A 22315-nucleotide genomic window follows, 5' to 3' on the forward strand; every position below is an offset into this window, starting at 1 on the left:
AAAGAGAAAGAAAGTGATACTCATGGCTGGAAAAATCGACACTTCAAGGCAGCCAGTTGATCAAATGGGACGGCCATATAATCGAATTGCACTCGTTTTTACGATGCTTGTTGGGACGTTTAGCACCTTTCTGACGTCCACCATGCTAACAACGGCTTTTCCAACGTTAATGAAGTCGTTTCTCATTTCGGCGAATACGGTTCAATGGCTAACCACTGGGTTCATGTTGATGATGGGAATTACCATCCCCATTACCGGCTTTTTCCTCCAGCGCTTTGATTCACGGAAATTATACTTATCAGCTATTTTAATTTTTAGTGTTGGGACGATTATGTGTCTTTTTGCAACCGATTTTGGGGTGATTTTAGTTGGTCGGCTCATTCAAGGCGCCGGGGTCGGTATTACGGCTCCGGTGTACCAAACCATTATGACTTCTATCTTCCCGCCGTCGCAACGTGGCACAGCCATGGGGACCGCTGGAATGGTGATTGGACTGGCGCCTGCGATCGGGCCAACGCTTTCGGGCTGGATTTTGATGCACTATTCCTGGCGCATGCTGTTTCTATCTATTTTGCCAATCTCGTTGCTGGTTGTGATTATGGGCTGGTTTACCTTACGCAAAGTACTACCAACGAGAAAAGCACCCATTGACTGGCTGTCAGTATTACTGTCAGTGATCGGTTTCGGATCCATGCTGTTTGCTTTTTCAGCGGTTGGTGATTACCAGTGGACGGATCCGGTTGTATACGTTACGCTGACGATTGGGGTAGTTGTCGTTTGTCTGTTTATTTGGCGGTCGATAAAAATTAGTAATCCATTATTGCAGCTCAAAGTTTTTACTCACCGCGAGTTTTCGCTATCAGCAGCTTTAGTGGCAGTATCATTTATGTCGATGAACGGCTTTACACTGATCTTACCCCTTTATCTGCAGACTATTCGTGGCGAAACGCCGTTAGCATCAGGACTAACGCTGTTGCCCGGAGCAATCGTGATTGGGCTGATGAACCCGATTACTGGTCGAATCTTTGACCGGATGGGTGCGCGAAACATGGCCATGGCCGGTATGTTCTTGTTAACGGTGACGACCGGGTTCTTTATTCCAATTACCGCGACTACGCCTGTGGCCGATATCGTCTGTGTGTACATGGTACGAATGCTGGGAATTTCAATGGTGATGATGCCCGTCACCACTACTGGTATGAATGCCTTGCCGCTAAATTTGATCAGCGATGGGACCGTTGTTAACAACACCGCGCGACAAGTTTTTGCTTCGATGGGGACGGCTGTTTTGGTTTCAGTGATGTCAAACGTGACAAAGAATCATTTTCCAAATCGTGCGGTGGTGAAGGCAACTCCGATCCTGTTTAAAAAATTGGCCTTACATGCCAATGTAGTCGGGTTTCGGTACGCGTTTGCGATTGCGACCTGCTTTGCTTTGATCGGCCTTGTGATGACGTTCTTTTTGAAACCGCACAAGGAGGTGGCATCATGATTGCTGTCATTTTATTTGTTGGCGCCTTACTCTTTGCCTGCAGCATGATTTTTATCTCTGGGGGCTTTAAAAAGGCCTTTTGGGTCACCGTTGGGCTGATTCTGACAGTCGGCAGTATTATTTTGATGAGTCTCAACTATAATCAGTCCTTCGGTATGAAGCCGGTGACGGTGAGTCATCGATATCCGCTGACTTCTAGTATTTCTGGAAAACGGCCGGTTTTGCTTTACCATCAGCTTGGTACCAAAAATGAGCGGGTATACCTTTATAAGTCCAATCCGCTTGAGCACCGCTTGCAACGGACGAAGCCAGCTCAAGGGCCGGTGACAGTGACGCCAAATGCCAGTCGCAATCAAGTAGAAGTGACCAAAACGTATCGGGTTTACCAAAACGAAGAGCTGCGGCTGCTGTTTAGTGTGGGTGTTAAAGACCATCAGTATGTGATGACTCAGTGGCACTTTAGTCTCAAACCGGGGTGGCGGCTGGTTGGGACTAAGTAAAAGATAACAAACGATTATCTTTAACAGTAATAAAACATCATGTATAATAAGCACAATGTGATAACTAAATTAGGGGGGTGCTAAATATGAATAACGTTTTTGATGTATTAAACGTTTTTGATGTATTAAAAATGGTTACGATCAATCACCAAGGGATTGATGGTGCGCAACTTGTTGTCACCGATTTGGAAGGCAAACCCAATAGTCTGCTGACCGACCTTTTACGCGATACAGTGGTTAATATGCGATTATTTATTGATATGAAAAAAGTCGATTCACCTGACGAGGTTTTAGCAGAATTAGGGGATACGACACCACTTCCAAATGATGTTTTGGATGAATACTCGAAGATCCTTAAAGAACGTGTTGCAGGACTCAATTTTGCGCCTCAAAAAGACATGATTGAAGTGCTGATTCGAGGCATTTAATAAGCAATTGCTAAACTAACGATAATTAAATTAATATCATTTTTTGCTTATGCGGGGGGGTGTTTAAACACCCTAAAGTTACTATAAATGCCCGTATTTAGGCATAATCAATTGCTGGGATAAGATGGGTTATTCAAAATAAAGTTTCGTTTTTAGGGAGTTTATTGTTGCACTTTTTCGCATTACCTGTTATTGTATTGTTAATGTATTTATGCTTCGGAATTAAGGTACAACGTTCTTTTTAGAATGGCTCCTTATTCAAAAGTTTCAAATGCAAAATTTATTTGCGCATAGCGCATGGAGGTTTCATTCTAATGGAACAAGGTACTGTTAAATGGTTCAACGCTGACAAAGGTTACGGTTTTATCACTCTTGAAAACGGCTCAGATGTATTCGTACATTTCTCAGCTATTAATGCTGACGGCTTCAAGACTCTTGAAGAAGGCCAAAAGGTAACTTTGGACGTTGAAGACGGCGACCGCGGCCCACAAGCTGCTAACGTTACTGTTGCTTAATTCTTAATTAAGCCTATAAAAACCACCAATCATTGCGATTGGTGGTTTTTTTATGCAGGTAAGTAAGTCACGATTTTAGTTCATAGTGCTAAACAGAGACAAATAGACTATCCTGCAAACTTTACGTAATCGATACGAAAATGACAAACAGTCATTACAGAAAAATGGCATACTTATCTCGAATAGTAAGGGTGTAGTGGCAGAAGCCACTTATAAACCCCATTGCTATTCCCAGTAGTTCGGTCGCTACTGTGCTCTCCCTATAAGACACTGCATAAAACGGTTTTGAGAAGCCTACTCTCAAAACCGTTTTGTAGTCGCTAGTTTTCCCAAAGCGTGAATTTGAGTCTTGAGACACCCAGTTACTAATTGATGTGATAAGATGAGCTTAATTGAAAAAATCGTAGAAAGGTGAGTGGGGGTGTTTTTATCAAAACTTTAGTTGTTGTGGGTCATCCACAAATTGAAGATTCCAGTACCCAGCAGTTTTTAAAGGAAGCGGCCAAATTACCAGATGTCACGTGGCATTCATTAACGGGTTTTGATGTCAATGTTACGGCAGAGCAAACGCTGATTGAACAGGCTGATCGGTTGGTACTGCAGTTTCCGCTATATTGGTATGCTGCTCCGGCAATTCTAAAAAATTGGCTGGATCAAGTGCTGACGCGGCAATTTGCTTACCCCGGGGCAACGGGAGGCTTGATTGGCAAAGAATTGGGAACCGTTGTGACCCTAGGATCACCGGCCCGAAACTTTGCCGCGGGAGCTAGTGAGGGCTATAGTCTTTCCCAAGTGATGACGCCGTTTCAGGCGCTGGCACATAAACTACAAATGTCTTTTTTGCCAACGTTTGCGGTTGACCAGTTTGGTTATCAATCTGATGAGATGAAGGCTCGTTTATTGATCCAATATCAACGTTATTTAACTCAGGAACAGCTTGGCCATTTTAATGATCAGGCAAATTGGTTAGTTGATCGGTTAACGAAACAGATTGCTGCGGCGCCAGAAAAAAAGCGGCAGCAGCTGACTTTAATTTTGGAACAGCTTAAAAATAATCAGGCAACGTTAGAGGACTTGCAAATGAATCTTAAAATGATTCAGGATATGGAGGATAGCTAATGGCAGAACAGACCTGGGCGGCTCAGCAATTATTAGCGCTAGCAGCACAAACACCGCAGTTTAAAGAACGAGCGTTATATTTAGCCCTAGCAGAACTTAGCGAAGAGCAGCAGCGGCGAATCAAACTAGCACAGGCTGAGTTGGATGGCAGGACTTGGAACCCATCACGGTGGTGATGACTGATGGTTTTCTGTTTGGTTAATTAGGGTTAGAATAATCTGTAATGAAGTTTTTGGAAACGGGATGATCGCTTGTTATTAGGATACGGCTTTTTGTGTGCCGCGATAGTGTTTGAAATTATTAGCAGTTCGTTGTTGAAGGAATCAGATGGTTTCCATCGGCTGATTCCAACGATTTGCTTGGTAATTGGCTATGCGATTACCTTGTTTCTGTTTTCAAAGTCGCTGCGATGGATGGATCTGGGTATCGCATATGCATTGTGGGGCGCTATTGGCACGCTATTTACGACCATTATTGGGATCATTTTTTTCAAAGAACGGGTTAATCGCTCTAAAATCGTCGGCGTTGCGTGCATTATCATTGGAACGGTGATGCTTAATGTATTGTGAGGTGAGGACGGATGTTTAAATACTATGTGGCACTGGCAGTTTCAATCGTGACTGAGATTGTGGGCACAATTTCGTTGAAATTATCGAAGGAGTTTACGCAGCTTTCCTGGACTTTCTTGTGTCTAGCGGCTTTCTTGGTGATGTTATACAGCCTGTCATATGCTATGCGAGTGGTTCCTCTAAGTGTGGCGTACGGTCTGTGGTCCGGTGCCGGGACCGTCTTAACCGCAGCACTGGATGTCGTGATGTTTCAGCAATCGTTTTCAATTGGCGAAATTCTTGGCCTGGCGTTGATCGTGGTCGGTATTGTGTCTTTGAACTGGTCTGGTGAAGCAGAAGAGAAGATCGATTATGAATCTTTGCAAGTGGAAGATAAGATGAACATCAATAGGCCGTGACATCGCCCAATTGATGCCAGAGTTTAGCACCCAAAGGCGTCGTTTCGATGATCTTGATCGAAACGGCGCCTTTGAGTGCTAAATAGTCAGAATATGAATTGTAAAGCCTGGTGAGAAAGTTAGGCTTTTAGCTCAGAAATTACTTATCAATCAAAACGCTTAGTCGGTCATTGCAGATGATTGTGCGTCCGCATTAAATTGATTAACATCGGTGGTGTAGCCAACAACCGAAATTAAATCGTTAGCCTTTAGCCGATCATTAGCATCAGGTGAAAGGTTCACCTTTCCGTCGGAGTTGATCGCAATGATATTGATATGGTATTTATTACGCACGGCGAGTTCATCCAGTGATTTACCTACGAAATTAGGATTATCAACTTTGATTTCGGCCATGGTCACCTGATTATTTAACATGAGGTAGTTGACGATGTTGGGCTGGAGATGATGAAAGACGATTCGCCGGGCCATATCACGTTCTGGACGCACGATTTGATCTGCACCAATTTTTTCCAGGACCCGAGCATGACTTTCATTTTCAGCCTTACAGATGACATCTTGGGCACCCAGCTCTTTGCTGAGTAAGGTAGCCATGATGCTCGCTTGAATGTTTTGACCAATGGAAATAAAAACGTGGTCAAAGCTGCCAAGTTCAAGTTCTTTCATCGTGTCTTCATCCTGGGCATCGGCAATCACCGCCCGTGTAACCAGGTTAGTGAATTCGTTAACCTTGTCCTCATCAATATCGATAGCGAGAACTTCTTGTTTGGCCTCAACTAATGACTGGCAAATGGCACTGCCAAATTGTCCCAGGCCGATTACGGCGTAATTTTCACGTTTTTGTTTAGCCAATTGGCACACTCTCCTTTGGATAACGATAGGTGGGCTGTTTGCGGTTAGCGTTCAAAATGGAAAACATGACGGTGTAAATGCCGACCCGGCCGATAAACATCAAAAACATAATGATCAGTTTACCCAGTACGTTCAGGTGCGGCGTTAACCCCAATGAAATGCCGGTTGTTCCAAACGCTGCTAAGACTTCAAAGGTGACGGTTTCCAAACCATTGCTCTTGGGAATCGGCTGAGTGGCGCACAGGATCAAAGTGGCGATAGATAGGATCGTTAACGCAACAAAAATAAGGGTTAGCGCGCGAAAAATGTTATCCTGCGTAAACCGCCGGTGACCAAAAGTCGTATCACGTTTACCACGTAAAGTCGCGATGCTTTGTAACGTGAGTAAACCGATGGTTGTCGTCTTGACACCGCCAGCAGTTGATCCGGGAGTGCCGCCAATGAACATCAGCAGCATGGTGAACGCAATTCCGGCAAGGGATAATTGCTGGTAAGGTAGTGTAATGAGGCCGGCAGTTCGCGGGGTAATGGCCATAAAAACGGTGTTGACTAGCCGGTTACCATAGGAAACGCGTGAACTCAGAACGGCTAAATTATTTTCGCTGAGCAGGTAAACAACGATTGAGAGCATAAATAAAGTGGCGCCGGTTCCTAGGGCTAACTTGGTATGAAGCGAAAGGTGATGGCGTTTGGGATATAGTAATAAATCCTGCCATACTAGGAAGCCAAAGGAGCCCGCAATAATTAAGACTGACATGATAGTGAGTACATAAGAATCATTGGCAAAGCTTTCCAGACTGTTACCGAATAAATCAAAGCCCGCATTGCAGAAGGCCGAAACAGCGTGAAAGACACTGAACCAAAGGCCCTTAACCAGCCCGTAACGCGGATAGAAATCCACCAGCAGTAAGCCGGCACCCGCCAACTGAATAATGAGGGACAACAATAAGATTAATTTGACCACGTTGAGCTGAGATAAGTTATCGAGATTTAGTGACTCCTGTGCTAATAATCGGGTAGAGAGTTTCATCTGACGACGCATAAACAAGAACAGCATGACGGTAAATGTCATGAAACCCAGACCGCCGATTTCCATTAGGAATAAAATGACTGTCTGCCCAAAAATTGTCCAGTGAAAGGCGGTACTGACTAGTGTCAATCCAGTAACGCACGTTGCACTGGTGGCGGTGAAGAGGGCATCTAGTACGGAGGTAGTATGTGCTCCGCGGGTGGCGATTGGCAGGCTGAGCAGCAAGGTACCAATAAAAATGATGCTCAAAAAGCCCAGTGTCAGTGTTTTGGGAAGTGAAAGATGCTGACGTTTAGGGATCGACATGGTCTAGCCTCCTTTTGACTGCTTTAGTTTAACTATAGCGAAGATGCTGGTGCTTGGAAAGCAATATGGTATGATTTAGCGTAACCGCTTTCAAAAACGGATATCAATATCGTGAAATTGATAACGTGATAAATAATTGGGATGTCTCGTGTTATAATTTGATTGTATGCATTAACTAATTCTGCTGGAGGTTGTAATAAGATGCTGATACAGCAAGTGTCAATTGAAAATAGCGAGACCTTGAAAGACGTTCGGATCGAAGACAGCAAGTTTGTTGAAATAGCTGACCACATTACGCCAAAGGAGAGCGAAGGCCTCATTGACGGTCGCGGTAAACTTTTATTGCCGCCGTTTGTTGACCCCCACGTTCATTTGGATTCAACTTTAACAGCTGGGGATCCGGAATGGAATCAATCCGGTACGCTGTTTGATGGGATTCGAATCTGGTCGGCAAGAAAACAAAAGCTGACGATTGAAGACGTAAAAAAGCGTGCGACACAAACTTTGATGAAGCAGGCTAGTCATGGGACGCAATTCGTCCGTTCACACGTTGATGTGACGGACCCTAATTTGACGGCTCTAAAGGCGCTGCTTGAAGTGCGGGATGAGGTCAAAGATTTCATTGAATTGCAATTGGTCGCCTTCCCCCAAGAAGGGATCCTTTCTTTCCCTCACGGTAAGGAACTAATGACTAAGGCTGCAGAAATGGGTGTCGATGTGATCGGTGGGATTCCCCACTTTGAATTCAACCGTGAATATGGCGTGCAGTCCCTTCATTTTGTGAGTGATTTAGCCGAAAAGTATGATAAGCTGATCGACGTTCACTGTGATGAAATTGATGATCCAGCGGCCCGGGGGCTTGAAACACTTGCTACACTGGCTTATGAAACCGGTATGCACGATAAGGTGACCGCTAGTCACACTACGGCGATGGGCTCTTATAATGACGCCTACGCCTATAAACTATTCCGCTTACTGAAGATGTCTGGCATCAACATGATTGCTAACCCGTTGGTCAACACGTTTTTGGGCGGTCGTTTCGATACTTATCCTAAGCGTCGGGGCATGACCCGGGTTAAAGAACTGACGGAAGACGGTATCAACGTTGCTTTTGGTGAAGATGATATCAAGGACCCTTGGTACCCAATGGGTGACGGCAATATGCTGGATCCATTGCACCTTGGCCTTCACGTTGCGCAGACGATGGGTTATGATCAGATCATGAACTCATACAAGTTCGTTACCCAAAACGGTGCTCGAGCAATGCATATTTTAGACCATTACGGCATTGAAGTTGGCAAACAGGCTAACTGCATTATTTTAAACCGCGATAACTTCTACGACGCACTCAATGAACGTGCCGAAGTCTTGTACGCTATTCACCATGGTGTTGTCACCGTTAAGACACGGCCACAGGAAGTTAAGACTTACTTTGGTCAAAGCAGCATCACAAAGTAAATAAACCGCACAGTTGTATATGCAACTGTAACTATCAAGGTAAACACTAAAATCCCTTAGGGCAGCATTGGTTGATCAACTGCACTAAGGGATTTTAGTAAATGATTTAGGCAATTTTGGTTATTTACGTCAAACAAAAAAGTTCTGAATTTAATCAGAACTCATTTGGTTAACCGTGTTTTTTAGCCTTGGCTTTGGCCTTAGGCTTGTGAGCGTGAGACTCCGTCGCTTTCTTTTTGGCAACCGCATCCTTATGCAAGGAACGAAGCTGTTCCTTATAGCCTTCGATTTCATCCGCGTGGCTGTCATGCCATTCTTTGAATGAAAATTGACTATCGGTATCGCCTGGCTTAAGGCCGGTTTGAAGCCAGAACAAAGCTTGGGTTAAACTTGAAAAATTACGCATCCAAAGGGTTTGACCATTCTCAGAATCGAAGGCCACGTAGGACTTGTAATGTTTCTTCAAAAAAGTATGTCGACGAATTTTAAAAGCTTCCCGTTTACGAGTTAGTCGATAATCTGGTAGGATGTATTGGCCAGTAAGCGTGAGCTCTGGGAAAAATTCGTTTGCTTGGCTATGCTGCTCTTTCAACAGGGCGTGGGCTTGATCGATGTTGATGAGCTGAGCGCGGATTTCAGACATCAGAGTTCCTCCTCTTGAACAACTGGTTAAAATGACAAAGTTCACGAATGAACGTCGATTTTCTAAATAAGTTTCTTACACTAATAACTTTAGCATAATTTTCACAGAATTAGTATGATTGACTATCGTAAAATTGGGATTGTAATAAGAATTTACTAAATTAAATCAACTTTAAACGGATAAGCGGGTGACAATGATGGGTAAATATTACGCAGTACGAAAGGGCCAGCATCCCGGCATTTATACTAGCTGGCCTGAAGCTCAAAAAGAAGTTTCGGGTTATTCGGGAGCTGAGTTTAAGGGCTTTAATACTGAAGAAGAAGCAAAAGAATTTATGGGTGGACCCAAGCCCGTTGTTTCTAATAATCATGACATGATTATTGGTTACACGGATGGCGGTACACGTAATTCAGGCAACGTCAAGGGCGGTCACGTTAAAGCATCAGACCCGGCTGCCTGGGCTTATAGGTTAGAACTGCCGCATGAAGTACTGAGCGACTCTGCTGGTGAATGGGGTGCCACTAATAACCGGATGGAAATCATGGCGTTTATAAAAGCGCTGGAAGAGTTGATTGCACAAAACCAGCAAAAGTCCGATATTACGCTGGTTTTAGACTCAAAGTACGTGTTGGATGCCATTAACAAGGGGTGGCTAAAAGGCTGGCAGAAACGTGGCTGGCGTCGCTCAGGCGGTGAGTTGATGAACGCTGAGCTTTGGCAGAAGGTCAGTCAACTCTTGCCGCAGTTCCCCAAACTGTCGTTAGTGTGGACTAAGGGACATGCGGATAATCAAGGTAACATTTTTGTTGATACTTTACTCAATAAGACGATGGATGCGATGGTAAAGTCCGGTCGGCCGGTTCGTACCGAAGCAGCCACTGAGCATCAGCCTGCTGATGCAAAAACAGTTAAGCCAACACAGCCAGCTAAAACCACTGACAAGCCAGAGCCGAAGCAGCAAAAGAAAGTTGATCAGTCGGTTTCAGACATTCAAAAAGCACTGGGACAACTGGATTTATTCAAAAATCCATAGCCTAGTGCTCATTCAATGCCATTTAATTTTGCTTTCCTTTATGGGTGACTTTTCTGAACCGTCGTTCGACTTCTTTACTCCAAAAACCGCCGGACATCTGGGTTGGCTCATTGACCATCACGAAAGCCTCAGGTGCCAGCTGATGAATCAGATCCATGAGGCGGTGGTCAGCTTTTCGGGGTGCTAAGATGTTTAAAATCAGGCGCGAACCATCACGGCCGTAGCCCCAAGTTTCCGTAACCCCGTAGCCGTTGTTACGCAGGGCTTCCGGAAGCTTTTTATTTTGCTGATACTTAGGGTCGTCATTATCAATTTTAACCGTGACTTGAAAGTTGACCCAGCCCAGGGCAACGTGATCTTCAATGAGAATGCCAAGGTAGATTCCCAGGCCGAAACCAACGGTATAAGCGATGACGTTAACTGGGGAATGGATGTTCTTCAACGCGATTGCCAGTGCAATAACGTACACGAATTCTTCCAGGACGGCTAGCAGCGGCGCCCATAAGCGTTGGCGACGGACGACTAGCATTGTTCGAAACGTATTTAACGTAATATAACAAGCATTTAAAAGAAAAATAGTCAGTGCAAGTTTCAAATAAATCGCCTCTTCTTTCTTAGTTGTACCCTTACAGTTTAGTGCAAATAACGGCTGATGAAAGTAATTTAACTCAAATTTGTGACGTGTGATATGCTTATTGACAAAGGAGTGTTCAATCTATGACAACAGAGCGTGAAAAAATGACGGCGGGGGAGCCTTATAACCAGTTTGATCCAGAACTGATCAACCGCCGGGTATACATGAGACAGCAGCTGGAAGAAATTAATCATATCACGGATAACGACGATCGAAATAGCCGCTTTAAAGCGTTGCTGGCAGACGTTGGCGACGATTTCTTTGTGGAATCATCGTTTAAATTTGATTACGGCTTCAATATTCATATTGGCAATCATTTCTATGGTAATTATGATATGACGTTTTTGGATACCTGCCCGATTACCATTGGTGAACACTGCTATTTTGGTCCCAATATTGGGCTTTACACGCCAGTGCACCCATTGGATCCCGTGCAGCGAAACGCTGATGTGGAACTCGGAAAACCAATCACGATAGGTGATAATGCTTGGTTAGGCGGTCGGGTAACAATTTTACCTGGTGTGACCTTAGGCGACAACGTGGTTGTGGGCGCCGGTTCAGTGGTGACCAAGTCATTCGGCGATAACGTTGTTATAGCAGGCAACCCGGCACGGGTCATTAAAAAAGTTAAATAGGTTTGTTTTTCAGAAAATGCCAGTCATTTTACTTATTCTTTCAAACGTGTATAATAAAAATGTAAATTCATACGGGTTACATTAGGAACTGGCAATTTGTTGCAGAGAAAGCTGTTGCAGGTGGTCTTAGACGATCTCGACAGTTTTTTTGTGTTTTGTACTTTGCTGACCTGGATGAAAATACGTCGGGCGTTTTCAGAGTTGAAAGGTAACAATTTCATAAGTGGTTTCAAGTACATCCTAGCTAATAAAAAGTCACGGTGTACTTCACGAATTAAAGCACGAGACGCAAGGTAGAGGTTTTAACCGGCTCACAAATGGTTTGAATTCAATAACGGGATTCTGATTGAGGAGTGGGCTGGAAGCAACCTTTTACAGCCTTGCCGGACACTTTGACTTGCGCCACACTCTGTCCCCGGTATGTACAATTATTAGAGGAGGAATATTATTTTAAGAAGCAAGTTAATCAACAAGTGGGTCTTTGTACCAACTGTGGGATTATTCTTACTGGCAACTTTAGTGTTAATGATAGGTGGAAAGGGTCTTCAATCACCTCTATCTGGCCTATTGAGCTGGATGAACCTAAAGTTAGGGTGGATGTATCTGAGTATTTATATCATCAACTTCGTCTTCTTAATCGGATTGGCATTTAGCCGATATGGGAAAATTAAAATTGGAAAACCTGATGACAAACCGGTTTACAGTGGGTTCAAGTGGGGCGCTATGGTGTTTGCTACAGCGATTGATGCCAGCATTATGATGTTGTCGATCACTGATCCATTGACGGTTATTCAAAACCCACCCTTTCATCTTAAAGCCTATTCAAACGCCGCTTATGTTTCTGCCACAATGACTGGGCAGTTTAACTGGGGGCCAATGGCTTGGATGATGTTTGCACCCGCCGCTGTTTTGATTGGTTACCTGTTGTACCGTAAAGGGCAACCCGTTCAAAAGCTCAGTGATGGGATCGGCATGTTGGATGGTGACAAGCATCAATCGATTAAAAGATTCGTTGGTGGCTTGATCAACGTCCTTGTCGTCATTGGTATTATTGGTGGTGTCGGTTCATCAATCGGGATGGAAGTCCCAATTACAGCCAAAGCATTTTCAAGTGCAACCGGTATTAAGTACGGTTTGCCACTGGAAATGGGCTTATTCTTTGTTTTATTCTGTCTCTTTGCCGTGACGGTCTTTAAAGGCTTGAACGGTGGAATTGACCGCTTAAGCATGGCACATATTTGGTTAGCCATCGGTTTTCTGGTCTTAATTTTACTCTTTGGTCCTACACGTTACATTATTACTAACGAAGCACGCAGCTTAGGCATGCTGGTTCAAAAGTTCGTACCAATGGCTACGAATACGCATCCAAGTGCTCCTCAACAGGATACGATCTTTTACTGGGGCTGGTGGTTGTCATACATGCCAGTGATGGGATTGTTCATTGCGAAAATTTCTCGTGGTAAGACGATTCGTCAGATGCTTATGGGTATGCTGATGTACGGCTTTACCGGCTGTGCTTTGTTCTACGCGGTAATGGGCGGCTACTCACTCTGGCTGCAACAAAACGGGGTCATTAACTTGGTCCACATTTTAAACACTCAGGGTCAGGCTGCTGTGATTGCGACTGTCATTGGAACATTACCAATGAAACAAGTCATGACATTACTTTACTGCCTGTCATGTTTTATCTTCTTAGCAACGACTATTTCTGGTTCAGCTTACATTCTGTCATCCTTTACCAGTACGCCGTTAAAGCGCCGCGAACCAACTCGCTTCAACCGAATGACTTGGGTCGTCGTCTTCATGGTCTTTGCAATTTCACTGGTCTTAGTGGGTGGCTTCAAAGTCATTCAGACGATTTCGGTTTTGGCTGGCTTCCCGTTGATCGGGGTTTGTGCGGTGATATTAATGTCGATCCGTCGCTTAGTTAAGCACGATCACGAACTGGTCTTTACACCGTCTCCGGAAATTACCGAAATGGCGCATCAACCAGTTACAGTGGAACGCAAGTCAGCGATCCGTGGCAAGCTTATTTTATCGCCTAACCGACTGGCTAACTAACTTATAGTTATGATTAAATCGTAGTTCTGAAGCCGTGACATAACTCGGTAGATTCCAGAATTTAACACCAAGAAGCGTTCTTCCGATGGGTTTTATCGGGAGGACGCTTCTTGGTGTTAAATGGCTGGAATCTGAGTTATGGAGCGGGTTAAGGCTACATTAAAGGAGTGAACGAAAGTAAATCCTAAAATGTGTTTTAGTCAAAAAACTTGATTCCAGGTTTATCAATAGAGACTTATAGTACAACTTCAGAACTTTTTTGTTAAAAATAGGGTTAAATTAATTTGTTGAATCCCCTTAATTAAGGGCGTTTATCGACTATGTACTTTTGGGAACGATAAGTTTTCCTTTACAGAAATCGTCTAGTGAGGCAAACTAAAAGTGGTAATTTTCAAAATTAAATTGAAAATGGGGGAAACAACATGTTGATATGGGCAATTCGGGGTGTCACCTTTGTCATCAACCTGCTGCTATTAACGGGTTTTGCATTACTGTATTCTTGGCTGCAGCGAACTCGGTTTCAGTTTTCAATTGGGGGACGGTTTCGAAATGCCAGTCAGATTACTTTAACCATCGGCTTTTTGGTGCTTTATCACTTAGCCTCAGTTCTGCGCATTATGGTGAATGTTCATAATAGTGAGGCCTTTGGCTGGAGCTATCTAGCGTTTCAAATTGGGGTATTGATTTTTGCACTGTTCTTTAATCAAAGTCGCTGGCTTTTCTTATATTTATCGGTAACGCTGCTGCTTTGGTATTGGTGGCTGCCAAACGTGGAGTGGTGGGGTTACTTTTTCGTTGCTAGCATCGTGATGATGTATATTGCGGAACGGTTCGGTCGCCTGATCATTAATCGGCCATTGCTGTATTATCCGTTTTGTTTTTTGTTTGCGACGCCGTTTATGTGGGCTAACTGGATTTCCCTAGACGGCATCGAACCAGGATGGCTATGGGAACTGACTGCGAGTCTATGCGTTTTTTATCTGATCTGGTTCATTTATTATCGCTTAAAATGTCGGGCAGAATGGCAGGCTCGTCTTATTCGGGATGCCCGGCAGGATAATTTGACAAAGTTAAGCAACTTTAGGGTCTTTAACGATGATTTACAGCGGGCGTTTAAAGATTATCAGGAACATGGGACACAATATTTGCTGTACACGTTCGACGTTGATCATTTTAAATGGGTGAACGACCGTTATGGGCATTTGGAAGGTAACGAAGTCCTCAAGCGAGTTGCCGGTGAGCTGATCCGGCAAATTCCTCAAATCAGCTGTAATGCCAAAGCTTATCGGGTTGGGGGAGAAGAGTTTTCGTTTCTCGTTTTTGATGATCAAACGCAGCGTAACACACCGGAAGCGATTGCTAATCAAGTCCGTAAAGCTATTGGTCGCTTAAAATTTAGGACGAAGCAGGGCACCCAGTTTCAAATCACCATTTCCATGGGTGAGGATCAAATTGATGCGGAAGACCAAAATTACTTGGACGTTTATAAGCGCGCCGATCAACGCTTGTACCGTTCCAAGGAGACTGGCCGAAACCGGGTGACTACGGCGGAAAAGGCTTAAATTCGGGTACTTGAATGGAATCATGTTAAAATTTAAGCAGTATCAAACTCTTTAGACCAGAAAGGAATTTTCAGTATGCAAAAAGTAATCATCCCTGAGGTGGCTGACAGGCAAACTGATCACTATTTAACCAAGCGGGGCTATGAAGTCCTCACGGTTGATAATCCAGACGAGGCGACGATTTTAGCCACGGCACCCGACGTTGCTGGGATCATGATGTTTGTCGCGCCTTTCCCTAATCATTTGTACGATAAATTACCTCAATTAAAGGTTTTGGCTCGCTATGGCGTGGGCTATGACAGTATCGATGTTGACTACGCGGCAACTAAGGGTGTTTGGGTCACCAACACACCAGGTGCGAATGCAACAAGTGTCGCTGAAAATGCAGTCACTGATATTATGTTGCTGGCCAAGCGGTCATTTGAAATATCAACGTTAATGCGGCAGGGACAGCAGAGAGCTGCCAAGCAGATTTTTGGCCACGAACTAGCAGGTTCGACAGTTGGTATCATCGGGTACGGCCACATCGGGCAGGCAGTGGCTAAGATGCTCAGCGGTTTGGGTGTGAAAACGCTGATTTATAACCGCACGAAGCGCCCGACCAAGTTCGGTGAATACGTTGATTTAGAGACTTTATTGCAACAATCAGATTTCGTTACACTTCACATTGCCGCCACCAAGCAAACGGAGCACTTACTCGGTGAGCGGGAATTCGGCATGATGAAGCCGAGTGCTTCGCTGATTAATCTAGCACGTGGCTCCGTCGTCGATGAACAGGCTTTGATCAAGGCGCTTAATGCACGTCAAATTGCCAGCGCCGCTTTGGACGTGTTCGATGAAGAACCGCTACCTGCCGATAGTCCGTTTTATCAGATGGATAACGTCTTTTTAACGCCGCATACGGGTTCAAGTACCGTTGAAGCTGGTCAAAATATGGCCATGGGTGCGGCGAAAATGATTGATGAGGTGTTATCGGGGCAAAAACCGGAATGGGCGGTCAATGAGCCTCAGGTTTAAGCGTGATTTTATCGATTAGCCATAATTTACCCCTCTTATAAGCTGATTTAAAATTTTAATGATTATTTTAACGCCTATTTATTTGCCATTTTAAAACAAGCTAAACGTTTTGGAATCGCTTTTTTGCGTGCTACACTACAGGCACTAAAAACAAAAGGGGGATCCTGACAATGGCAATTGATGGATCGTTGTATCATACAGAGGCAGTAAATGAAAAAGGTTTAAGCGGTGTCAGTTTTATTCGTGGTAATGAAGGCCTAGCACTGGGCGTCAGCAGCTCATTAGTCAAGGGTTCTGGTACTAATCCAGAGCAGCTAGTGGGCTTAGCAATCAGTACGTGTTTCAACGCGACCATTCAAATTATTGAACAGCAGCATCACTTACCGCACACCAGTGTTGTGCAGACGGGTGTGGATCAATTAAAAGATGAGACGGGCTACAAGTTTGTGGTGCGTGTTCAAGTGATGATGACAGGCGTTGACCGTAATCAGGCACAAAGCCTCGTTGATGAAGCCAAAAACTATTGCCCAGTCGCTAAGATGATCAAACAAAACGCTAACGTCTCGTTTGAAGTTGTGGATGAGTTTTCGTTTTAGAGACTAATAGTTAAAGAGATATACAGCAAACGTGTCTGTGACTTAAGTCTATGTCGATAAGGATTCCAGTTGATTTCTTGACTAAAGCACAGCTTAAAATGTACGCTGGTTCAATACTGGAATATAGCCTTAGCCTGCTCCACAACTCAGATTCCGGCCATATAATGCCAAAATGCACCATCCCAATGGTTTTTATTGGGATGGTGCATTTTGGCATTATATTCTGGAATCTACCGAGTTGCGTCACACCCGCTTATTTACAAGCGTTGGTGCTTTAATCTTCGAAAAACGTAGCGGTCGCTTAGCGCAATGAAGGTGCCTTGGAACAGCAGCGCTACGATGGTACCGATGTTGACGGCCCATAACTGATGCTGAATGAGAAAACAGACGGTAATAATCGTGATGGGGGTAATAAAGGCGACTAACGACGCAATCACCGCGTTACCGTGCAAGTATTTGAACCTGAGGATCTGCATGAAATCATCGTTGGGATGAAGAATTAAATTAATCCGTTGATAGATCGAAATCCCGCAGCCAATCATCATCACGCCAATTACATCTAGGACCACGGAAGGTATGAGTGGCAGCTGCTGGATATGAAAAACGGTCAGCAACTGAGCGATACCGCTGACTAAGTAGCTAAACGGTACCATGAACAGGAGGTTGCCGAGCATCCGGTGCCAATCAAACTGTCGCAGTAAGACAGCATTGGATAAAATGACGGCAATGCCTTCGAGAAACAAAACGTTACCTAAGTTCATCTGAAAGAGGTGTGCCATGTTGACAGCAGAAGCGGTCCATAACGCGCTGCCTAAGTTAAGGGAAACGGTTAGTGCGTTTCCTAATGAGTTGATGATAATAGAGACGATAAGTAGTATACAGTCTCCCAAAATAGTTGGTTTGCCGTTATCTTGATACACGCGTTGATCCCTCCGTAACGATTCTATTATACGGGACTTAGTTGAAAAAGAAAGGCTAGTCGCCCTTAAACGGTCCGAGTCAAAACCCCCAAAGCAGATTTACTTTGGGGGTTCGCATCAAACAAGTCAGTTTTTTGATTATAGTAATTTTTCCAAATATTCTTTGAGTACAACCGCTTGATTGTGGGTCTCGTCCTTTGCGCCATAGAGCATGATGACGTTGCCTTCAGCTAAGTGGTTTTTGATCAATTCCAGAAATTGGTTTCGATCGGGGTTAGCGTCTAGTTCAGCAATATAGCGGGATTTAAATTCCTCATATTTTTCGGGATCATGGCCGAACCACTGACGCAGTTCCTTCGAGGGAGCGATGGTTTTGAACCATTCATCTAACGCAGCCTTTTCCTTAGAGATCCCCCGTGGCCACAGACGGTCGACTAGGATCCGATAGCCGTCCATGTCAGCAGGTTTTGTGTAAATTCGTTCAATTTTGAGTGCCATTTTGTATCACCTCTTCTATAATTAAATATAACATAACGACGGGAGGGGGAAAAAATAATGATAACTATGGCAGAATTTTTCAGTGGTCGTTCGACTGAAACCGTTACTCGTGATTTGTTGGGGAAACTATTGCGCTACAGGTCACCCAAGGGACTGGTCAGCGGCTACATTGTTGAGGCGGAAGCCTATTTAGGTGCTGCTGATTCGGCGGCTCACGCGTATCAAGGGCGCCGTACGAAGGCCAACGATGCCTTGTATGGTGCACCCGGGAACATTTACATTTATACGTCACGCGGTTACTACGCGTTTGACATTGCGGCTCAAAGTGAAGGCGAACCGCAGGGAATCTTAATTCGTGGCGTTGAACCCAAGGACGGTCTGAGCATTATGATGGCTAACCGACCGAAAACGGGTTCAGAATTGACTAACGGACCGGGTAAACTGATGCAGGCATTTGGTGTCAATGATTTACACTGGAACAACACCATGCTTGATGATAGTCCGTTTAGTATTGATCTCCAGGACAGCCGGACGCCAGTCAAAATTGTCAGTTCCGCACGAATCGGCGTCAGCAAACGCGGTGGGCAAACGAATGCGCCGTACCGGTATTACGTTGCCGGGAGTCCTTACGTTTCTGGTATGCGGAAGCGGGATATGGACTTTGAGACGCACGGCTGGCAAGAAGTGAAGTAATTAGCTTTGAGTGTATGGTTTTCTGGCGCTATGGAATGCTGCGGCGCCCATATCAAAGGTTTGGTAGGCGATGCGGTTAAAGCCTGCTTTAGCGTACATGGCGGCTAATTGCTTCGCGTTCACAAAGTTGGCTGCGGTCTGTTCCAAGTAAACGTAGTCTTGATAATTGTGGACGGCCAGTTTAGTCATCATTGGAATCAGTTTGAAGTAAATCTTCCAGCCTAGTTTGACCACTGGATGAGTAGGCTGGGAGGTTTCCAGGGAGGCAACTTGGCCACCGGGGCGGACTACCCGGTACATTTCGCGTAGCACTTGATTGGCATCCGGAACGTTACGCAGGCCAAAACCGATCGTAATCACGTCAAAATGGTTATTAGCGTATGGCAGTGCCATGGCATCGCCCTGGACTAAAGTGACACGATCATTCAAGCCGGCTGAGGCAACTTTTTTCTTGGCAACGGAAAGCATTTCCCTGCTGAAGTCCAGCCCAACAACCTGGCCGGATGGGCCGACCGCTTTAGCTAATGCGATTGTCCAGTCACCGGTACCGCAACATAAGTCCAGTACAAAACTGCCAGGCTTGATAGCTAGGCGGGCCATCGCTACTTTTCGCCAGTGCTTATGCGTACCCAGTGAAATAAGATTATTCATTTGATCATAATTAGCAGCTACTCGTTTAAAGAGTGACTGAACCTGTGATTCAGGTGTTTGATTAGTTAGTGACATCGTTTGCCTCCTTGGTAAATTCAACAAATTAATCATAACAAAAAAACGTCCCGCCGGCTCATTTGAGCTGCGGAACGTTTTTCATTTTAAGTTAAAGGTACTTGGCATCTTCGACCGGGTCTTGAGAAGTTAAGATCTTAGGACCGTCTTTAGTGATGACCAAAGTATGTTCGTACTGAGCTGAAGGAGTACCGTCAGCTGAAACGTAGTATTCCCAAGTATCACCAGGAACTTGCTTAGAAGCAATCTCCCAGGTACCAAGGTTAACCATTGGTTCGATAGTGATGGTCATGCCTTCACGTAAACGTAAACCTTGACCAGGTTCGCCATAGTGAGGGACGTTGGGTTCTTCGTGCATGGTCGGTCCAATACCGTGACCAATCAACTCACGGACGTCGCCCATGTGGTTTTCGTCTTCAACGTAGTGCTGAATTGCGTAACCAATGTCACCGATCCGGTTACCGACAACGGCTTGGTCGATGCCCAAGTAAAGGGCTTTTTTAGTGACGTCCATTAAGTGCTGCTTTTCTTCGCTGATCTCGCCAACGGCGTAGGTCCAGCAAGAATCACTCATGAAGCCGTCCAAGTTGACCACCATATCAACGGCAACAATGTCGCCGTTCTTAAGTAAGAGATCCTTACGAGGAATGGCGTGGGCAACTTCGTCGTTAACGCTGACGCAGGTAGCGTATTTGTAGCCTTCAAAACCCTTTTCTTCGGCCTTAGCGTGGTGTTCTTCGATGTAGTTGTTGGCAAACTTTTCGATGTCCCAGCTAGAAATACCTGGTTTGATGATGTCGCGTAGACCCAGGTGAACACCAGCTAAAACGGCACCGGATTTACGCATCATTTCAATTTCACGTTCTGATTTTAAAGTAATCAAGAATTTATGCTCCTTTGTTCTTTTTGAATTCAACAGTTATAATGGTACACCAAAAACCGATGGTGTGGAAGCAAGCGTTTTGAGACTGGAGCATAAGGCGCTTTCGGCAAAAATCCATGGGTCTCGGATTTATGCCGAAAGCGCCTTATGTGCAAGTCTCAGCTTGCTGCAACCCGAATAGGCAATGATGCCATTCCCCCTTATTTCTTTACCCAACAGTAACCTTAAGCATTCATTAAATTTCTTGTTCCCGCTGCAATTCCTTGCTACAATGTTCTGCAACGATATGACTGACAATAGATAGGAGGTATGAAAAGTAACTGTTTTGCTGTAAAAGAATATCAATCTTTGTAAAGCGGTGCTTCTATACTATTTCGTATTATCTGATAGCATATAAGTAGTGATTTATATGAATTTGATTAAAGAGCTTTTTGGGATAAATCCATCCTGTATAATGTGAGGGACACCTCATCTTGGTGATTAAATTCAATAAGGCGGCACAACTGATGTTACTCACCTATAAAGTCGAAATTAAGCCGACTAAAAAACAAGCCTGGCAGATTGATTGTCATATTGGTGGCAGTCGTTGGGCCCATAACCTGTTTTTGGATATCAATCAGCAGCGCTACGAAATGGGTTACTGCTACTTAAACGCATACGCCTTTAGTAAGTGGTTTAACCATGAGTATCTAGAAGCTAATCCTGATGACAGGTGGATCAAGGATTTATATGCCAAATCGGTTAAACAGGCCTTCATCGATGCCGATATGGCTATGAAACGGTTCTTTAAGAAACTGAGTGATTTCCCACATTGGCGCTCGTTTAAACGTGGTCAGGGCTGTTACTACTTTGTTAAGAACGGTAAAACGCAAATCATCCCTTGTCAGCGCCACCGGATCAAGTTGCCGAAACTTGGCTGGGTACGCCTCAAAGAATTTGGCTACATTCCTACAGACTCAGAACACTTCGTTATCAAACAAGGCCGAATCAAATGCAAGGCTGGTCGGTATTATCTGACCTGTTTAGTGGAACAGGCTGAATTGCCGAAGTTAGAACTAACCGGTGAGCCCATTGGCATCGACCTTGGTTTAAAAGAATTTGCCATCTTAAATGATGGTACTTTGTATCATAATCAAAACAAAAGCAGCCGCGTAAGGCGCATCAGAAAACGTCTGCGCAGGCTGCAAAGAAAAATGTCCCGTCAGTATCACGCACTGAAAGCTAGAAGACAGAAAGAAGGGAAAACTGCTACTGATTTGAATCTAGCCAAAACTCAGCGGAAGGTGCAACGCTTGTATCAACGATTAACCAACATTCAGTTGGATTACCAAAATAAGATTATTGCTGCTGTGGTGAGAACCAAACCGCAGTGGGTAGCCTTAGAAGACTTGAATGTTAAAGGTATGATGAAAAATCGGCATTTAGCTAAAGCGGTCAGTTACCAAGGCTTCTATAATTTTCGGCTTAAACTGATTGCTAAGTGTCAGCAGTTAGATATTCCGGTACACTTAACCAATCGTTTTGAACCAACTTCTAAAGTATGTCATCAATGTGGCCATAAAAAAGTTGATTTAAAACTGCAAGATCGGGTGTATGAATGTCAGAATTGCAGCTATACCGCGGATCGTGATATTAATGCGGCCCTGAATATCAGGGATACTGAAAACTTTGAATTAGCCTACTAAAACAGGCATCAGAGTATGTACCGGTGGCTAGCCGGGAATTAACGCTTGTGGACTATCATATCAAC

Annotated in this window: 25 protein-coding genes; 17 read left to right on the plus strand and 8 right to left on the minus strand. The window is 44.4% G+C overall.

Features of this window, described 5'->3' with window-relative positions; translation table 11 throughout:
• Nucleotides 1-22: 22 nt before the first annotated feature.
• The 8 genes from CES81_RS00120 (at nucleotide 23) to CES81_RS00150 (ending at nucleotide 5021) form a co-directional block, all read left to right on the plus strand.
• Entirely contained in the window at nucleotides 23-1492 is a 1470-nt protein-coding gene (locus tag CES81_RS00120; RefSeq protein ID WP_089088296.1) for an MDR family MFS transporter, read from the plus strand.
• The gene (locus CES81_RS00125) at nucleotides 1489-1992 is read left to right on the plus strand and encodes a DUF4811 domain-containing protein (protein ID WP_089120197.1); all 504 of its coding nucleotides are present in this window, start codon (nucleotides 1489-1491) and stop codon (nucleotides 1990-1992) included. Before CES81_RS00120 ends, CES81_RS00125 begins: the two co-directional genes overlap by 4 nt.
• A gap of 86 nt (nucleotides 1993-2078) precedes the next feature.
• Complete coding sequence (locus CES81_RS00130; protein WP_089088298.1) at nucleotides 2079-2420, plus strand: hypothetical protein; 342 nt, start codon at nucleotides 2079-2081, stop codon at nucleotides 2418-2420.
• 314 nt (nucleotides 2421-2734) lie between these two features.
• On the plus strand, nucleotides 2735-2935 hold the full coding sequence (locus CES81_RS00135; RefSeq protein ID WP_054736490.1) for a cold-shock protein: 201 nt from the start codon (nucleotides 2735-2737) through the stop codon (nucleotides 2933-2935).
• A 411-nt stretch (nucleotides 2936-3346) separates the two neighbouring features.
• The gene (locus CES81_RS00140) at nucleotides 3347-4054 is read left to right on the plus strand and encodes an NAD(P)H-dependent oxidoreductase (RefSeq protein WP_089120198.1); all 708 of its coding nucleotides are present in this window, start codon (nucleotides 3347-3349) and stop codon (nucleotides 4052-4054) included.
• Nucleotides 4054-4230: a hypothetical protein gene (locus tag CES81_RS13410; protein WP_180949673.1), complete on the plus strand. Its 177-nt coding sequence runs from the start codon at nucleotides 4054-4056 to the stop codon at nucleotides 4228-4230. The genes CES81_RS00140 and CES81_RS13410 overlap by 1 nt, the downstream gene beginning before the upstream one ends.
• A 75-nt stretch (nucleotides 4231-4305) precedes the next feature.
• Complete coding sequence (locus CES81_RS00145; protein ID WP_089088300.1) at nucleotides 4306-4623, plus strand: DMT family transporter; 318 nt, start codon at nucleotides 4306-4308, stop codon at nucleotides 4621-4623.
• An 11-nt stretch (nucleotides 4624-4634) separates the two neighbouring features.
• On the plus strand, nucleotides 4635-5021 hold the full coding sequence (locus tag CES81_RS00150) for a DMT family transporter (protein ID WP_089120199.1): 387 nt from the start codon (nucleotides 4635-4637) through the stop codon (nucleotides 5019-5021).
• Nucleotides 5022-5180: 159 nt separating this feature from the next.
• On the opposite strand, the gene CES81_RS00155 is transcribed toward CES81_RS00150, so the two are convergent.
• Nucleotides 5181-5870, minus strand: a complete 690-nt coding sequence (locus CES81_RS00155) for a potassium channel family protein (RefSeq protein ID WP_089120200.1) — start codon at nucleotides 5868-5870, stop codon at nucleotides 5181-5183.
• A complete protein-coding gene (locus CES81_RS00160) occupies nucleotides 5863-7206 on the minus strand; it encodes a TrkH family potassium uptake protein (protein ID WP_089088303.1) in 1344 nt (447 codons plus the stop codon). Before CES81_RS00160 ends, CES81_RS00155 begins: the two co-directional genes overlap by 8 nt.
• 201 nt (nucleotides 7207-7407) lie before the next feature.
• Here CES81_RS00160 and codA point away from each other — a divergent pair, with 201 nt between their 5' ends.
• Nucleotides 7408-8664 (plus strand): cytosine deaminase, encoded by a 1257-nt coding sequence (codA, locus tag CES81_RS00165; protein WP_089088304.1) that lies wholly within the window; start codon nucleotides 7408-7410, stop codon nucleotides 8662-8664.
• Nucleotides 8665-8833: 169 nt separating this feature from the next.
• On the opposite strand, the gene CES81_RS00170 is transcribed toward codA, so the two are convergent.
• Nucleotides 8834-9307, minus strand: a complete 474-nt coding sequence (locus tag CES81_RS00170) for a hypothetical protein (protein ID WP_089088305.1) — start codon at nucleotides 9305-9307, stop codon at nucleotides 8834-8836.
• Between the two features lie 193 nt (nucleotides 9308-9500).
• Between CES81_RS00170 and CES81_RS00175 the strand changes: the two genes are divergently transcribed.
• Nucleotides 9501-10340, plus strand: coding sequence for a ribonuclease H family protein (locus CES81_RS00175; RefSeq protein WP_089120201.1), 840 nt, complete (start codon nucleotides 9501-9503; stop codon nucleotides 10338-10340).
• Nucleotides 10341-10362: 22 nt separating this feature from the next.
• On the opposite strand, the gene CES81_RS00180 is transcribed toward CES81_RS00175, so the two are convergent.
• Complete coding sequence (locus CES81_RS00180; RefSeq protein ID WP_089120202.1) at nucleotides 10363-10935, minus strand: DUF2179 domain-containing protein; 573 nt, start codon at nucleotides 10933-10935, stop codon at nucleotides 10363-10365.
• 122 nt (nucleotides 10936-11057) lie between these two features.
• Here CES81_RS00180 and CES81_RS00185 point away from each other — a divergent pair, with 122 nt between their 5' ends.
• The 5 genes from CES81_RS00185 (at nucleotide 11058) to CES81_RS00205 (ending at nucleotide 16845) form a co-directional block, all read left to right on the plus strand.
• Nucleotides 11058-11609: a sugar O-acetyltransferase gene (locus tag CES81_RS00185; protein WP_089120203.1), complete on the plus strand. Its 552-nt coding sequence runs from the start codon at nucleotides 11058-11060 to the stop codon at nucleotides 11607-11609.
• 465 nt (nucleotides 11610-12074) lie between these two features.
• Nucleotides 12075-13670 (plus strand): BCCT family transporter, encoded by a 1596-nt coding sequence (locus tag CES81_RS00190; RefSeq protein WP_089088309.1) that lies wholly within the window; start codon nucleotides 12075-12077, stop codon nucleotides 13668-13670.
• A gap of 422 nt (nucleotides 13671-14092) precedes the next feature.
• Nucleotides 14093-15232, plus strand: coding sequence for a GGDEF domain-containing protein (locus tag CES81_RS00195; RefSeq protein WP_089120204.1), 1140 nt, complete (start codon nucleotides 14093-14095; stop codon nucleotides 15230-15232).
• A gap of 75 nt (nucleotides 15233-15307) precedes the next feature.
• Entirely contained in the window at nucleotides 15308-16249 is a 942-nt protein-coding gene (locus tag CES81_RS00200; protein ID WP_089120205.1) for a phosphoglycerate dehydrogenase, read from the plus strand.
• A 170-nt stretch (nucleotides 16250-16419) separates the two neighbouring features.
• On the plus strand, nucleotides 16420-16845 hold the full coding sequence (locus CES81_RS00205; protein WP_089120206.1) for an OsmC family protein: 426 nt from the start codon (nucleotides 16420-16422) through the stop codon (nucleotides 16843-16845).
• Between the two features lie 257 nt (nucleotides 16846-17102).
• Here CES81_RS00205 and CES81_RS00210 read toward each other — a convergent pair whose 3' ends face one another.
• Both CES81_RS00210 and CES81_RS00215 read right to left on the minus strand, forming a co-directional pair.
• A complete protein-coding gene (locus CES81_RS00210) occupies nucleotides 17103-17765 on the minus strand; it encodes a YczE/YyaS/YitT family protein (RefSeq protein WP_089120207.1) in 663 nt (220 codons plus the stop codon).
• Nucleotides 17766-17903: 138 nt separating this feature from the next.
• Complete coding sequence (locus CES81_RS00215; protein WP_089120208.1) at nucleotides 17904-18263, minus strand: DUF488 domain-containing protein; 360 nt, start codon at nucleotides 18261-18263, stop codon at nucleotides 17904-17906.
• Between the two features lie 57 nt (nucleotides 18264-18320).
• Here CES81_RS00215 and CES81_RS00220 point away from each other — a divergent pair, with 57 nt between their 5' ends.
• Entirely contained in the window at nucleotides 18321-18956 is a 636-nt protein-coding gene (locus CES81_RS00220; RefSeq protein ID WP_089120209.1) for a DNA-3-methyladenine glycosylase, read from the plus strand.
• On the opposite strand, the gene CES81_RS00225 is transcribed toward CES81_RS00220, so the two are convergent.
• Together CES81_RS00225 and map are read right to left on the minus strand one after the other, a co-directional pair.
• Nucleotides 18957-19682, minus strand: a complete 726-nt coding sequence (locus tag CES81_RS00225; protein WP_089120210.1) for a demethylmenaquinone methyltransferase — start codon at nucleotides 19680-19682, stop codon at nucleotides 18957-18959.
• A gap of 91 nt (nucleotides 19683-19773) precedes the next feature.
• The gene (map, locus tag CES81_RS00230) at nucleotides 19774-20565 is read right to left on the minus strand and encodes a type I methionyl aminopeptidase (RefSeq protein WP_089088317.1); all 792 of its coding nucleotides are present in this window, start codon (nucleotides 20563-20565) and stop codon (nucleotides 19774-19776) included.
• A 506-nt stretch (nucleotides 20566-21071) separates the two neighbouring features.
• Here map and CES81_RS00235 point away from each other — a divergent pair.
• The gene (locus CES81_RS00235) at nucleotides 21072-22250 is read left to right on the plus strand and encodes an RNA-guided endonuclease InsQ/TnpB family protein (RefSeq protein ID WP_225356306.1); all 1179 of its coding nucleotides are present in this window, start codon (nucleotides 21072-21074) and stop codon (nucleotides 22248-22250) included.
• Nucleotides 22251-22315: the final 65 nt, after the last annotated feature.

Source organism: Secundilactobacillus pentosiphilus (assembly GCF_002217985.1).
Classification (GTDB): Bacteria; Bacillota; Bacilli; order Lactobacillales; family Lactobacillaceae; genus Secundilactobacillus; species Secundilactobacillus pentosiphilus.

What these genes read in the sequence shown, in the direction of transcription:
- CES81_RS00205 (WP_089120206.1), top strand. Translation starts at nt 16,420, where the DNA reads ATGGCAATTGATGGATCGTTGTATCATACAGAGGCAGTAAATGAAAAA.
- CES81_RS00125 (WP_089120197.1), top strand. Translation starts at nt 1,489, where the DNA reads ATGATTGCTGTCATTTTATTTGTTGGCGCCTTACTCTTTGCCTGCAGC.
- CES81_RS00220 (WP_089120209.1), top strand. Translation starts at nt 18,321, where the DNA reads ATGATAACTATGGCAGAATTTTTCAGTGGTCGTTCGACTGAAACCGTT.
- CES81_RS00185 (WP_089120203.1), top strand. Translation starts at nt 11,058, where the DNA reads ATGACAACAGAGCGTGAAAAAATGACGGCGGGGGAGCCTTATAACCAG.
- CES81_RS00225 (WP_089120210.1), bottom strand. Translation starts at nt 19,682, where the DNA reads ATGTCACTAACTAATCAAACACCTGAATCACAGGTTCAGTCACTCTTT.
- CES81_RS00170 (WP_089088305.1), bottom strand. Translation starts at nt 9,307, where the DNA reads ATGTCTGAAATCCGCGCTCAGCTCATCAACATCGATCAAGCCCACGCC.
- CES81_RS00160 (WP_089088303.1), bottom strand. Translation starts at nt 7,206, where the DNA reads ATGTCGATCCCTAAACGTCAGCATCTTTCACTTCCCAAAACACTGACA.
- CES81_RS00135 (WP_054736490.1), top strand. Translation starts at nt 2,735, where the DNA reads ATGGAACAAGGTACTGTTAAATGGTTCAACGCTGACAAAGGTTACGGT.
- CES81_RS00215 (WP_089120208.1), bottom strand. Translation starts at nt 18,263, where the DNA reads ATGGCACTCAAAATTGAACGAATTTACACAAAACCTGCTGACATGGAC.
- codA (WP_089088304.1), top strand. Translation starts at nt 7,408, where the DNA reads ATGCTGATACAGCAAGTGTCAATTGAAAATAGCGAGACCTTGAAAGAC.
- CES81_RS00130 (WP_089088298.1), top strand. Translation starts at nt 2,079, where the DNA reads ATGAATAACGTTTTTGATGTATTAAACGTTTTTGATGTATTAAAAATG.
- CES81_RS00195 (WP_089120204.1), top strand. Translation starts at nt 14,093, where the DNA reads ATGTTGATATGGGCAATTCGGGGTGTCACCTTTGTCATCAACCTGCTG.
- CES81_RS00235 (WP_225356306.1), top strand. Translation starts at nt 21,072, where the DNA reads ATGTTACTCACCTATAAAGTCGAAATTAAGCCGACTAAAAAACAAGCC.
- CES81_RS00175 (WP_089120201.1), top strand. Translation starts at nt 9,501, where the DNA reads ATGATGGGTAAATATTACGCAGTACGAAAGGGCCAGCATCCCGGCATT.
- CES81_RS00200 (WP_089120205.1), top strand. Translation starts at nt 15,308, where the DNA reads ATGCAAAAAGTAATCATCCCTGAGGTGGCTGACAGGCAAACTGATCAC.
- CES81_RS00120 (WP_089088296.1), top strand. Translation starts at nt 23, where the DNA reads ATGGCTGGAAAAATCGACACTTCAAGGCAGCCAGTTGATCAAATGGGA.
- CES81_RS13410 (WP_180949673.1), top strand. Translation starts at nt 4,054, where the DNA reads ATGGCAGAACAGACCTGGGCGGCTCAGCAATTATTAGCGCTAGCAGCA.
- CES81_RS00150 (WP_089120199.1), top strand. Translation starts at nt 4,635, where the DNA reads ATGTTTAAATACTATGTGGCACTGGCAGTTTCAATCGTGACTGAGATT.